The 11,386-nt window shown below is 52.4% G+C and carries 14 protein-coding genes and 1 tRNA gene; 6 read left to right on the forward strand and 9 right to left on the reverse strand.

Annotation, left to right across the window (positions count from 1 at the left end):
• Positions 1–18 precede the first annotated feature (18 nt).
• The 5 genes from nspC to H0484_RS10015 all read right to left on the reverse strand — a co-directional run bounded on the left by nspC (position 19) and on the right by H0484_RS10015 (position 3,924).
• Positions 19–1,116 carry a carboxynorspermidine decarboxylase gene (nspC, locus tag H0484_RS09995; protein WP_226954425.1) on the reverse strand — a complete coding sequence of 366 codons (1,098 nt, stop codon included), beginning with the start codon at positions 1,114–1,116 and terminating at the stop codon, positions 19–21.
• A 142-nt stretch (positions 1,117–1,258) separates the two neighbouring features.
• A complete protein-coding gene (locus H0484_RS10000; RefSeq protein WP_226954426.1) occupies positions 1,259–1,447 on the reverse strand; it encodes a hypothetical protein in 189 nt (62 codons plus the stop codon).
• Positions 1,448–1,672: 225 nt separating this feature from the next.
• The gene (locus tag H0484_RS10005; protein ID WP_226954427.1) at positions 1,673–1,975 is read right to left on the reverse strand and encodes an H-NS histone family protein; all 303 of its coding nucleotides are present in this window, start codon (positions 1,973–1,975) and stop codon (positions 1,673–1,675) included.
• 315 nt (positions 1,976–2,290) lie between these two features.
• Positions 2,291–3,277, reverse strand: a complete 987-nt coding sequence (locus H0484_RS10010) for a glutathione S-transferase family protein (protein WP_226954459.1) — start codon at positions 3,275–3,277, stop codon at positions 2,291–2,293.
• Between the two features lie 77 nt (positions 3,278–3,354).
• Positions 3,355–3,924, reverse strand: a complete 570-nt coding sequence (locus H0484_RS10015; protein WP_226954428.1) for a YceI family protein — start codon at positions 3,922–3,924, stop codon at positions 3,355–3,357.
• 408 nt (positions 3,925–4,332) lie between these two features.
• Between H0484_RS10015 and H0484_RS10020 the strand changes: the two genes are divergently transcribed.
• Positions 4,333–4,686 carry a hypothetical protein gene (locus tag H0484_RS10020; RefSeq protein ID WP_226954429.1) on the forward strand — a complete coding sequence of 118 codons (354 nt, stop codon included), beginning with the start codon at positions 4,333–4,335 and terminating at the stop codon, positions 4,684–4,686.
• On the opposite strand, the gene H0484_RS10025 is transcribed toward H0484_RS10020, so the two are convergent.
• On the reverse strand, positions 4,658–5,578 hold the full coding sequence (locus H0484_RS10025; protein WP_226954430.1) for a LysR family transcriptional regulator: 921 nt from the start codon (positions 5,576–5,578) through the stop codon (positions 4,658–4,660). The genes H0484_RS10020 and H0484_RS10025 overlap by 29 nt on opposite strands.
• A 110-nt stretch (positions 5,579–5,688) precedes the next feature.
• Here H0484_RS10025 and H0484_RS10030 point away from each other — a divergent pair, with 110 nt between their 5' ends.
• The 3 genes from H0484_RS10030 (at position 5,689) to H0484_RS15245 (ending at position 7,105) form a co-directional block, all read left to right on the forward strand.
• Positions 5,689–6,432: an SDR family oxidoreductase gene (locus tag H0484_RS10030; RefSeq protein WP_226954431.1), complete on the forward strand. Its 744-nt coding sequence runs from the start codon at positions 5,689–5,691 to the stop codon at positions 6,430–6,432.
• Positions 6,433–6,557: 125 nt separating this feature from the next.
• Positions 6,558–6,806, forward strand: coding sequence for a type II toxin-antitoxin system CcdA family antitoxin (locus tag H0484_RS10035; protein ID WP_226954432.1), 249 nt, complete (start codon positions 6,558–6,560; stop codon positions 6,804–6,806).
• Complete coding sequence (locus tag H0484_RS15245; RefSeq protein WP_226954433.1) at positions 6,806–7,105, forward strand: CcdB family protein; 300 nt, start codon at positions 6,806–6,808, stop codon at positions 7,103–7,105. Before H0484_RS10035 ends, H0484_RS15245 begins: the two co-directional genes overlap by 1 nt.
• A 116-nt stretch (positions 7,106–7,221) precedes the next feature.
• On the opposite strand, the gene H0484_RS10045 is transcribed toward H0484_RS15245, so the two are convergent.
• Positions 7,222–7,298: transfer RNA gene (locus H0484_RS10045), tRNA-Met, on the reverse strand.
• A gap of 226 nt (positions 7,299–7,524) precedes the next feature.
• On the opposite strand from H0484_RS10045, the gene H0484_RS10050 reads away from it, so the two are divergent.
• Positions 7,525–8,532, forward strand: a complete 1,008-nt coding sequence (locus H0484_RS10050) for an LLM class flavin-dependent oxidoreductase (RefSeq protein WP_226954435.1) — start codon at positions 7,525–7,527, stop codon at positions 8,530–8,532.
• 82 nt (positions 8,533–8,614) lie between these two features.
• Here H0484_RS10050 and H0484_RS10055 read toward each other — a convergent pair whose 3' ends face one another.
• Positions 8,615–9,844, reverse strand: coding sequence for an ammonium transporter (locus tag H0484_RS10055; protein WP_226954436.1), 1,230 nt, complete (start codon positions 9,842–9,844; stop codon positions 8,615–8,617).
• A 41-nt stretch (positions 9,845–9,885) separates the two neighbouring features.
• Entirely contained in the window at positions 9,886–10,224 is a 339-nt protein-coding gene (locus H0484_RS10060) for a P-II family nitrogen regulator (protein ID WP_226954437.1), read from the reverse strand.
• A 308-nt stretch (positions 10,225–10,532) separates the two neighbouring features.
• Between H0484_RS10060 and H0484_RS10065 the strand changes: the two genes are divergently transcribed.
• Positions 10,533–11,093: a DUF924 family protein gene (locus tag H0484_RS10065; RefSeq protein WP_226954438.1), complete on the forward strand. Its 561-nt coding sequence runs from the start codon at positions 10,533–10,535 to the stop codon at positions 11,091–11,093.
• Positions 11,094–11,386: the final 293 nt, after the last annotated feature.

Below are 11,386 nucleotides of genomic sequence, written 5' to 3' on the forward strand. Positions count from 1 at the left end.
TCCTGGTTAATATGAGCCTCAGGACAAGCTGGAGGCAAAGTCGGCATAAGTAAACTGGCGTATGACACGGGTGCTGCCGTCCAGTTCGCGTACCACGATGGCGGGCATGCGCACGCCGTTAAACCAATTCTTCTTGACCATGGTGTAGCCGGCTGCATCCTGGATAGAAATGCGCGATCCTGGCCGTAGAGGCTCCTCAAATCGGAACTCCCCAAAAATGTCGCCAGCCAAACACGAATTGCCGCAAATCATGTAAGTGTGCGGCCCGTTGTCTGGGCTGACCCGGGCTGTCAACTGATAAGTGAGCAAATCCAGCATATGGGCTTCGATAGAGCTGTCCACAATGGCTAGGGGCTTGCCGTTATCCAGAACATCCAGCACAGTGACTTCAAGTGTTGTCGTGTTGGTGACTGCAGCTTCGCCGGGTTCAAGATACACCTGAACGTTATATCGTTGGGCGAATGACTTAAGTCTGGCAGCCAGCTTTTCGATGGGATAACCGCTTTCGGTGAAATGGATGCCGCCACCCAGACTCACCCAATTGATTTGATGAAATAGATGACCGAACTTCTCTTCTACTTGGGTCAGTAGCTCATCGAAACGCTCGAAGCTGCGGTTCTCGCAGTTGTTATGCACCATGAAGCCGTCCAGTGATTCTACGACGGCCTCTACCTTGGCTGGGTCGGATTCGCCTAAACGGCTGTGCTGGCGAGCGGGGTCCGCCAGTAAATAGGCCGAAGCACTAACCCCAGGGTTCAATCGTAGCCCTTTGGGCAACTCACCCGTCTGAGACTGGAAACGATGAAACTGCGACAAAGAATTGAAAATGATCTTGTCGGCGTGAGTGACAACCTCGGCAATTTCGTGGTCTGCGTAGGCAACGCTGTAAGCGTGGGTTTCCCCACCAAATTTTTCCCTACCCAGTCGCACCTCATTCAAAGAGGATGAAGTCGTGCCATCCATGTATTGGCTGAGCAGATCGAATACGGACCATGTGGCAAAACATTTGAGTGCCAGCAGCACCTTGGCGCCACTCAAAGAGCGCAATGTTTCTATCTTGCGTAGGTTCTCGACAAAGGCGTTCTTGTCGACGAGATAATAAGGCGTTTGAATCATTGGGTACATTGAAAATCAAGCCATCGCCGAAGAGATCGGCTCACCGAGGCAGAAAAAGGCGAAGCTCAACCGAAATGCTGTGTGGCACACTGGCCGGGCCGCGAAGTGCGGGGTATAGCAGCAGGCTGAGAAAATGCGTAGGCTAGCGCCCGTATCGCAGAGAGCGGTCGTGAATGAACGACAAAGAATGGTGCGGAGGCGCATGCAAGCGACCCAAGGAAATCTTAGGCAGATCTTCCTGTTGTGAGTCTGTGCGTGCCGAGACACGCATAGCGCGCTGCGCATCAGCAAAAGAGCCAAATTGGCAGAGGACATCGTGCAGCAGATACATGCCAATCTCCCCAATTTAATAGGCTATTTGTAAACAATAAACCTTAAAATTGTCCCGGAAGCGGGGGGGAATGTCAAATATGACTATTGTTGCTGGCTTGTTAAAACTGCTTGTACAAGACGCCCATGGTGCGCGTACGCCACTTTAATGTGTGCGAGCCAGTTGTTTTGGAAGGAGCGGCGCTGCGATGGTGCCACCGCAGCGCCGCCAAGGATACCGACCTCTTTAAACTGCGAAGTCTTCTTTGCTTTTGCCTTGTTCCAGGGCTTCTTTGAGCCATTGCGGCTGTCTACCCATGCCAGACCAGCTTTCGCCGTTAGGGCCTTTGAAGCGCACCTCTGTGACGGCGCCCTTGCGAGCCGATTTCTTGCCGCCGGGAGCTAAGCCCAAATCAGCAGCTGAAATACCGTATTGGGACATTTTCTGCTTGATTTCTGCGACTGCTTCAGCGATTTCTTGTTTGCGTGCTTGCTCGGCCTGTTGCATCAGGGCTTCAGCTTGGGCTTTTAACTCAAGATAGGTTGCCATTATGTTTTCTCTTTGCTCTTGGGGATGAGTACGCCTAATGCGTACAAGTAATAATTTTATTATAAATAGATGTCGCTAGGGTTTTATATTGCAAGATAAGTTGCAAAATAGTTGTGAGATGGTTTTTTCATGCGGCATATCCAAAACTATTCATCTGATTGAGTTCGAAACTTTATCAATGACTGGCAGGCAGCGGCTTTATTACTTAAGAAAAGCTTGGTGGTTTCCGCAGGAATTGCCATGAATCGGCATAAATGCCCAAAGGGTAATGGGGCTGCAGAGCTAACTGCGAGCCGTACTGCGGTCTGAATGCCATTAGCGTTTTATCAGATTGTTGCGGTCTGCAGGCTGATCCAGGTCGAGGATGGGGCCCAGCGGCACAATACCATTTGGATTGATGCTGGGGTGACTGAGGTAATAGTGGTTCTTAATATGTTCAAAATTTACTGTTTCTGCCACGTTCTGCCATTGGTATAGCTCGCGCGTATAGGCCCATAGATTTTCATAGTCAGATAAACGTCTAAGGTTGCACTTGAAGTGGCTGTAATAAACGGCGTCAAAGCGAATCAAAGTAGTAAATAAACGCCAATCTGCTTCTGTAATGTCATCGCCTACCAAATACCGCTGCTGCCCAAGCTTGGCTTCCAACTGATCCAGAGAAGTAAACAGTTTGTTCAATTCTTGCTCGTATACCGACTGTGAAGTGGCAAATCCCACCTTATATACGCCATTGTTAACAGTGTCATAAACTTCACTGTTCACTGCGTTGATGTCGGCAAGTCGTTCCTGGGGGGCGTAGTCTCCTTCTCTGGCACAAATTCCGTCGAAAGCTGAATTAAGCATCCGGATGATTTCTGAGGACTCGTTGTTGACTATGGTATTGCGCTGCAAGTCCCATAGCACGGGGACAGTTACGCGACCTGTGTAATGAGGGTTGGCACGTAAATAGACTTGATATAAGTATTGTGCTGCGTCAACGGGGTCGGCCACCACACCCGGGGCGGGATCAAATGACCAGCCGTTTTCCCCCATATAAGGGTTGACCACCGAAACACTGATCATGTTCTCTAAGCCCTTGAGGGCGCGCATGATCAACACCCTATGCGCCCATGGGCAGGCAAGCGAAACGTATAAGTGATAGCGTCCAGGCTCTGCGCGGAAACCGGCTGTACCGCTGGGGCCGGGTTTGCCATCGGATGTGATCCAGTTGCGAAACTGGGTCTCGCTGCGAACGAAACGTCCGCCTGTACTGCTCGTGTCATACCACTTGTCGTGCCACTTACCGTCTATTAAGAGACCCATTTCGATTCCTTGCATGCAAAGCCTGAGGTCAGATCTCGAATTGATCTTAGACCTCAGGCCAAGAGAGCGTTGAAAGCTTATTCGACCACGGCTTCCAAAGCGATGTCGAGCGTGACTTCATCGCCTACGCCGGGGGCAAAGTGACCGGCATTAAAGGCGGTGCGCGAAATCACTGCGCTGGCATTAGCTCCGATCGCATCCTTTTTCATCATGGGGTGAGGACCGTTGAAGAATGAGGTTATGGTGAGCGTGACTGGCTTGGTGACGCCTTTGATGGTTAAGTCCCCTTCGATGCTAACGGGTTTGTCGCCGTCAAAGATGACTTTGGTCGACTTGAAGGTGGCCGTGGGGAATTTGGCCGTATCCAGGAAATCCGCACCTTGAATATGGCCATCAAAAACGTCAAAACCCGTGTTTACCGAGGTCATGTCTATGGTGATGTCCACGTTGGCGTTCTTCGCTTCTTTGTCCAGCACCACCGTGCCCGTCGTTTTCTTGAAACTCAGGATCTGTTTGGACAGACCCATGTGGTCATAAGAAAAGCGCGGAAAGGTATGGCTGGAATCTACGGCATAGGTTTGTGGAGCAGCGATGGCCTGAGCAGCGAAAAATGTGGCGAATGCGGCGGCAATAAACGTTTTTTTCATGAGGAAGTCCTTATAAGTATGGAAAGGGTCTAGGTTCTGTGTGTGGGTTTAAAAGGCTTCAGCCTTTCTGGATCTGTGTGCTGTAGCAAGTGGAAGACCGCTATCAAGCGTTTGTGATGTCCATGTGCACACTTTAATTGTTTCTTTAATTTCTATAAACAGATCAAATGCTAATGTATATTCTTAAAACAAGAATAATAAAGCTGTTTTTCAGGAAACGTATGAGAGCAGTTGCAGCGGCAGGAAGCCTGGGGCGGACAGGAGGGTGCCAATAGCCGAAGCTGTGAAAAATCTTATCGATAGACGAGTTTTTCCGTATCCAATGTGACCACAAGCAATCTCTATATAATGCGGTCTCTTCGCCCGTTGTGTAATAACCTAAAGTTATCGGTAGGTGGCAACAACTAAATGCTCAAATACCTTCCAGAAGTCGCCATCTTTGGTGCGCTTTTTCTAAGTTTGCTCAATGTTCTTGCTGCTGCCTTTGGGCTTGGGCCGGCATTGACTTGGGCAACAGGCCTGCCCTTCTGGGTCAGTATCTCAACGCCTCTTGCTTTTGTGGGGATTGGCATTTTGATCTATTCATGGATCAATTCGCTGATGAGCAACTTCTCGGGCATGGCAATCTATTTCGTAAATGTCATGCTTGCGCCTTTTGGCTATGAACTCTTAGGCTTACCGTATCTCATAGGGTTGGCAATAGCAGCGACGCCTCTCCCGTTTTACTCCGGCCTTAGATGGCTCTCAGAAAAGTTCGACTGAACCTATCTTCATATACCTTCGTCAGCCAGTCGATGAATACGCGCACTCTTGGCGAGAGTTGGCGGTGGTACGGGTACAGCGCAGACAGGGGGAGGTCCGGGCTTGGCCAGCCTCCTAATACTTCGATCAGTCTTCCATCCCGCAACTCATCTTCCACATGAAAGCGTGGCAACTGGATCAATCCGCAACCACGCAGGGCGCAGACCACGTAATTCTCAGCATCGTTGACTGACATCCAGCCGTCGAGTGCGTACGTGCGGACCTGACCATCGACAAACAGCTTCAGTGGATAGTCCCCGGCACCGCTACTGGTAAAGAACTTCACCACATAGTGTGACGATAGTTCGTCTGGATGCTGCGGCATGCCAAAGTCAGTGATGTACGCTGGGCTTGCGCATACAACTTGTGGCATTGAGGCCAGCTGTCGAGCCACTAAAGAGGAGTCGTGCGGGTTGCCGGCACGGATGACGCAATCGACTCCTTCGCGAACTAGATCGACCAGCCTATCCCCGCTGCTGACGACCAAATCAATACCAGGATAACGCGACCGGAAATCGTCGATTTTAGGCAAGACGATTTTTGTGGCATGCGTGCCATGCATGTCGATGCGCAGCACTCCGCGAGGATTCGAAGCGACGTGTTGCAGCGAAGACTCTGCGTCCTCCAACTCGCTGAGCACATGTATGCATCGCTCGTAGAATGCTTGGCCGTCCAGCGTAGGGCTGACCTGACGTGTGGTGCGGTCGAGCAGGCGGGTGCCTAGTCGGGCCTCCAGCTCTTGGATGGCATAGGTGGCTGTAGCGCGGGGTATCTGCAATGCGGCCGCAGCGCGACTGAAGCTTCTCAGCTCAACGATGCGGGTGAAAAGCTGCAGGGAAGTGAAGCGATCCATTATGCTGATTGTTATAGCTGATTGAATTCATATGCCAATTTACAGCTATTTATTCTGTTTGGGGAAACGATAATAATCCGTATGTCGTCACTTTTTCTCTGGACCCGAAAATGAACGTAAATGCAGCAAGCAAAGTCGCCATCGTTACCGGGGCGTCCCGTGGTATCGGGCAAGCCATTGCCATCAGGCTGGCAGTCGATGGATTCGCTGTGATTGCCAACTACGCTGGTAATGCGGCGAAAGCACAGGAAACTGTCGCTGCTATCGAATCGGTCGGGGGGCGTGCCATAGCCATCCAGGGCGACGTTGGCAATGCCGATGCCGTGGCTGCATTGTTCGATAGTGCTAAGCAAGCATATGGTCGCATCGATGTGGTGGTTAACAGCGCCGGCATCATGCCCATGGCTCCCATAGAGCAGGCCAGCTTGGCCGATTTCGACAAGGTGATCGCCACAAATCTGCGGGGCGCTTTTCTGGTACTGAGCCAAGCGGCAGCCTATCTAGAGCACGGTGGTCGAATTATTGCGCTGTCCACCAGTGTCATCGCTAAGTCGTTCCCGTCTTATGGCCCGTATATTGCATCGAAAGCCGGCGTTGAGGGGTTGGTGCATGTATTGGCTAACGAACTGCGCGGTCGCAGTATCACTGTCAACGCTGTTGCACCGGGGCCGGTAGGCACGGAGTTGTTCCTCAGCGGCAAGACGCCCGAGCAGATCTCGCAGATATCCAAGATGGCGCCATTGGAGCGTCTGGGTACGCCGCAAGAGATCGCCAATGTGGTGTCGTTCTTGGCTGGGCCGGACGGCGGCTGGGTGAATTCGCAGATCATCCGCGCCAACGGCGGCTTCGCCTGATGGCGCGATGAGGCTGTTCTTATGAGGTCGCGGTCGTGTGCTCCCCACTTGCGTAGAGGTGTCATGTGCATATAATGTATTGAAATTGATGCGCATTATTGCATCGCATGATTTGGGAGAAAGCCATGCTGACAGCAAGCCGCCCACGCACCGCTAGCAAGCGCGCGACGAATGTTTCACTACCTGAAGACCTACTGGCCGAAGCCAAGGCGCTGCAAATCAACATCTCACAGGCTGCGGAAGCCGGGCTGGCTCAAGCCATCACACGCGCACGCAGCGACCTCTGGCTTGCTGAAAACCAGGAGGCTATCGAAAGTTCCAATGCGTATGTTGAAGAACACGGCCTTCCGCTGGCGAAGTACCGGATGTTCTGATGAGCCGCTACGACGTCTACCCGAATCCGTCGGGGCTAGGCTATCTTCTCGATGTCCAGGCGGACATACTGCAGCAGATGAGCACGCGGGCAGTTGTGCCCTTGCTTCCTGTAAGCAGGGCACCCAAACCCGCGAAAACACTTAACCCGGTGTGTGACATCGCCGGTGAACCTCACGTGATGGTGACGCAGTACCTCGCGGCGGTTCCAGTGCGGGAGTTACAGACTCCAACGTGTAGTCTCCAGGATCGGCATGACGACATCGTGGCTGCTGTGGATTTCCTTCTTCACGGATTCTGACGAGACCTTCAATTTTCCCGTGGCTTTTTCCTGTAGCTGGAACGTCCAATTACTTACATATCCATTGAATAAAAAACTGCCCCGAACCTTGCGGTGTCGGGGCAGTTTGTATTCCTTGGTGGCGCATCCCTGATTCGAACAGGGGACCTGCGGATTATGATTCCGTCGCTCTAACCGGCTGAGCTAATGCGCCAAAGAACGTAACTTTAGCATAATAATTTCGTCCTGCGCAAGTGGCTTATACGCTTAATGTTGGTGCGGCTTCGGAAGGTCCGCCCACTCCCGGCCGGACATTGCTATTTAGCTCGGACAGTGGCTTATGTTCTCGTTGATGAAGGCCAGCCGAACGGCCTTTACTGAATGGCAATAGAATAAAGAGTAGGGCGTTTACCCACGCCGAATTCTTTGTTGGAGTCTGTATGGTCACTCTGTCGGTGCTAGATCTAGCGCCTATACGTCAAGACGGTTCTGCTGCCGAATCGTTCCAGCACACTTTAGACCTCGCCCGCCATGCCGATGCCTGGGGGTTCAATCGTTATTGGCTGGCTGAACATCACGGTATGCCCGGCATTGCCAGTGCCGCCACTGCGGTGCTTATTGGTCAAGTCGCAGCGGTGACCCAGCGTATTCGTGTGGGGGCGGGAGGCATCATGCTTCCCAATCATTCTCCTTTGGTTATTGCAGAGCAATTTGGCACCCTAGAATCATTGTTCCCTGGGCGCATTGACTTGGGCCTGGGGCGGGCGCCGGGCTCTGATCAGCAAACCTCTAGGGCTCTGCGTCGTTATACACATGAGAGCGCGGATGCTTTTCCGCAAGATGTCGTCGAATTGATGGATTATTTTTATGCGCCTTCCCGGCAACCTGTGTTGGCAGTACCAGGCGCCGGCTTGAATATGTCATTCTGGATACTAGGGTCCAGTTTGTTTGGTGCGCAGTTGGCGGCAGCTTTGGGCTTGCCTTACGCATTTGCTTCGCATTTTGCGCCGCAGTTTCTGATGCAGGCCATTCGGGTTTACAGGCAACATTTTCAACCGTCACAGCACTTGGATAAACCCCACGTCATGGCAGGCTTTAATGTCTTTGCCGCAGACACCGACGAACAAGCCGAATATTTGGCATCATCCTGGCAGCAATCCTTCGTCAGTTTGCGCAGCGGCAGACCGATACGTCTACCGCCACCTGTGAAGGGGTATATAGACTCCCTGCCGCCGCCAGCACGTGAGATGTTGAACGGCATATTGTCGTGTTCGGCAGTAGGCTCACCTGAAACTGTACATCGTCAGATGCAAGCATTTATAGATCGTACGGGCGTAGATGAACTGATGATTACTTCTAACACCTTCGAACATCCGGCGCGCCTTCGCAGTTACGAGATCGTGGCGCAGCTTGCGCCTCAACTGACGAGTCAACCGGCGGCGATCTAATCCGTAATCGGTATTTAGCCATATAAGAAGAGGGCGGACTTTCAAGGTCCGCCCTCTTGCTTTCAAGAACCCGCTGATGCCATTAGTTCTCGTTGTAGGCCGATTCGCCATGCGAGGCAATGTCGAGACCCATGCTTTCTTCTTCGGGGGTAACGCGCCAGCCATAGACGCCATCGGCGATAGCGCAAGCTGCCCAAGCCACCAGACCCGACCAAACCAGAGTAATTAAAACGCCTTCTAATTGCAGCCACAGTTGGTAGGGCACGCTGCTGAACTCAGCCAAGCCCGGGCCGCCCAGCAGTTGAGCGTTGAACACGCCGGTCAGGAGCGCACCGGCAATGCCGCCCACGCCATGTATGCCAAAGACATCCAAAGTATCGTCGGCACGCAGCATACGACGCAGACCATTAACACCCCAGACGCAGATGGCGCCAGCGGCCAAGCCTATCACCAGAGCTCCTGCGGGGCCGACAAAACCGGCACCGGGGGTAATACCGACCAAGCCGGCAACTAAGCCAGATGCGGCACCCAGCAGAGACGACTTGCCTTTGACGATACGCTCTACGGCAATCCAAGCCAGCAAACCTGCTGCGGCAGCGATCAGAGTGTTCAGGAAGGCTAAAGCGGAAATCGTATTGGCGGCCAAAGCTGAACCCGCGTTAAAGCCGAACCAACCTACCCACAACAAGGCGGCGCCCGTCATGGTCATGGGCAAGTTGTGGGGCTTCATGGGTTCACGACCGTATCCCATACGGCTCCCGGAATACCAAGCGGCTACCAAGGCGGCTACACCCGAGTTGATGTGGACGACCGTGCCACCGGCAAAGTCGAGGGCGCCGCGCTCTAGCAACCAGCCCCCCGGGCCCCACACCATATGGGCAATAGGAAGGTAGGCGAAAGTTACCCATAACAACAAGAAGAGCACGACGGCGCCAAAACGGACGCGTTCCGCGAAGCCACCGACTATCAGTGCGCAGGTGATACCGGCAAAGGTGGCTTGAAATGCAGCAAAGCTGATTTCAGGGATGGTGCCCGACAGTGCGAAAGTATCGCTACTGAAATCCATCATCCCGGAAAAAAATAGGCGCGAGAAGCCGCCTATGATGGCATTACCTTCGGAGAAGGCAAGAGAATAACCGTAGAAAAACCAAACGATAATTGCCAGGCAGAATGCCGTAAGCACTTGCAGAGAGAGCGACAGCACATTCTTGCTGCGAACAAGCCCTCCGTAGAATAGCGCCAGGCCGGGCGCAACCATCATCAATACCAGCAGAGTCGATGTGCTGACCCACGCAAGATCAGTGGAGTTCATAGCTGTGCTTCCTTATATATAGAGGGGTACTCGTATTGGGCTTACAGCGCGGTGTCGCCTTCTTCACGCGTGCGTATGCGAATCACTTGTTCCAGGTCGGTGACGAAAATCTTGCCGTCGCCGATGCGTCCCGTGTGTGCCGCTGCGCACAGACTTTCAATCACCAGATCCACGTCTTGGTCGCGCACTGCAATTTCTATCCGTAGCTTGGGCAGAAAATCCACGGTGTAGTCAGCGCCTCTATACAGTTCGGTGTGGCCTTTTTGGCGACCGAATCCGCGGGCTTCGCTGACGGTCATGCCCTGGATACCCTGCGCCGACAAGGCTTCTCGAACGTCCTCCAGCTTGAAGGGTTTGATGACGGCGGTTATCAGCTTCATGGCTAATCCTCGTGAAGTAAGGGGACGGCCAGCTAACGCGGACCGCGGTTAAACAAACGCTATGTATTTGCCATACAGAATAAAGTATACATTAAGCATTGAAGAAGAAAAGAGAAGTGTAAAAGGCGTGTAGAAGGTGTTGCTGCGGCGCAATAGGCACGAGGGCTCTTTGTCTTCTTTAGGAAGATAGTGAGTGGAGAACTTAGGTAACGAGTTGAATGAGGTTGGTGTGCAGCTAACGTGCGATACTCAAGCATGGAGCCGCGCCGATGGCGCAACTTTCGATTTACGCTGAAAGGAAGAGGGAAATGTCTGTTAATACTGTCCGTACGTCCATTGGCCCCGAAGAGGTCTTAAAGTTCTGGCGAGAAGCGGGGCCCGAAAAATGGTTCGTCAAAGACGAAGCTTTCGATACCGTCTTTCGCGAGACTTTTTACGAGCTGCATTTTGCCGCTGCCAGGCGTGAACTGGATGACTGGAAAGACGACCCCGAGTCTTGTTTTGCCTTGCTGATCTTGTTGGATCAGTATCCACGCAATGCTTTTCGCGGAACGGCGCATATGTTTGCCACAGATCCTTTGGCTAGGCACTACGCCACTCACTATATAGAGTCAGAGTTCCTTCCCCAGCTTGAAGCATCCCTACGCCTCTTTGTATGCGTGCCTTTCATACACTCAGAAGACCTGGGCGATCAGGAGTACGGTGTGCTGCTATATAAAGAGCATGCTCCCGAAGGCCTGAGTTTCGCTGTAGAGCACCGAGACATTATTGAGCGCTTCGGTCGTTTTCCTCACCGCAACGCCAGTTTGGGCCGGGTTACCACCGAAGCCGAGCAAGCATTTTTAGACGGTGGGGGTTTTGCAGGCTAGGGCAGCAAGGCTTTTTTAGTCTTTTTCAAAATATTTTCGTGTTTTGTTGAATATTTTGGGTTTTGATTTGCAAAGGCCAAAAAAACTATGCTATAGTTGCGGTCTTGGTTGCTAACGCACTAGCGTTAACCCTAATAGGGAAAACACCTAGCAATTAACAACCAGAGGCCTGCAACGGCAGGTGCGGTAAGTGAAACGCGTTTCACGCAAGCGGCTTAGACCCGAAGGGCAGCTCAAGGCTTGGTGAAGTGAGTTCTTTTTTGATTGTCAAAGCGTGGTGCGGTTTTGAGCGG

This window comes from Mesopusillimonas faecipullorum, assembly GCF_020539505.1.
GTDB classification, from domain to species: domain Bacteria; phylum Pseudomonadota; class Gammaproteobacteria; order Burkholderiales; family Burkholderiaceae_B; genus Mesopusillimonas; species Mesopusillimonas faecipullorum.

Excerpts from the sequence above, each read along its gene's own strand:
- H0484_RS10050 (WP_226954435.1), top strand. The coding sequence starts at position 7,525 with ATGGTCACTCTGTCGGTGCTAGATCTAGCGCCTATACGTCAAGACGGT.
- H0484_RS15245 (WP_226954433.1), top strand. The coding sequence starts at position 6,806 with ATGAGCCGCTACGACGTCTACCCGAATCCGTCGGGGCTAGGCTATCTT.
- H0484_RS10030 (WP_226954431.1), top strand. The coding sequence starts at position 5,689 with ATGAACGTAAATGCAGCAAGCAAAGTCGCCATCGTTACCGGGGCGTCC.
- H0484_RS10055 (WP_226954436.1), bottom strand. The coding sequence starts at position 9,844 with ATGAACTCCACTGATCTTGCGTGGGTCAGCACATCGACTCTGCTGGTA.
- H0484_RS10015 (WP_226954428.1), bottom strand. The coding sequence starts at position 3,924 with ATGAAAAAAACGTTTATTGCCGCCGCATTCGCCACATTTTTCGCTGCT.
- H0484_RS10005 (WP_226954427.1), bottom strand. The coding sequence starts at position 1,975 with ATGGCAACCTATCTTGAGTTAAAAGCCCAAGCTGAAGCCCTGATGCAA.
- H0484_RS10060 (WP_226954437.1), bottom strand. The coding sequence starts at position 10,224 with ATGAAGCTGATAACCGCCGTCATCAAACCCTTCAAGCTGGAGGACGTT.
- H0484_RS10010 (WP_226954459.1), bottom strand. The coding sequence starts at position 3,277 with ATGGGTCTCTTAATAGACGGTAAGTGGCACGACAAGTGGTATGACACG.
- H0484_RS10000 (WP_226954426.1), bottom strand. The coding sequence starts at position 1,447 with ATGTATCTGCTGCACGATGTCCTCTGCCAATTTGGCTCTTTTGCTGAT.
- H0484_RS10020 (WP_226954429.1), top strand. The coding sequence starts at position 4,333 with ATGCTCAAATACCTTCCAGAAGTCGCCATCTTTGGTGCGCTTTTTCTA.
- H0484_RS10035 (WP_226954432.1), top strand. The coding sequence starts at position 6,558 with ATGCTGACAGCAAGCCGCCCACGCACCGCTAGCAAGCGCGCGACGAAT.
- nspC (WP_226954425.1), bottom strand. The coding sequence starts at position 1,116 with ATGATTCAAACGCCTTATTATCTCGTCGACAAGAACGCCTTTGTCGAG.
- H0484_RS10065 (WP_226954438.1), top strand. The coding sequence starts at position 10,533 with ATGTCTGTTAATACTGTCCGTACGTCCATTGGCCCCGAAGAGGTCTTA.
- H0484_RS10025 (WP_226954430.1), bottom strand. The coding sequence starts at position 5,578 with ATGGATCGCTTCACTTCCCTGCAGCTTTTCACCCGCATCGTTGAGCTG.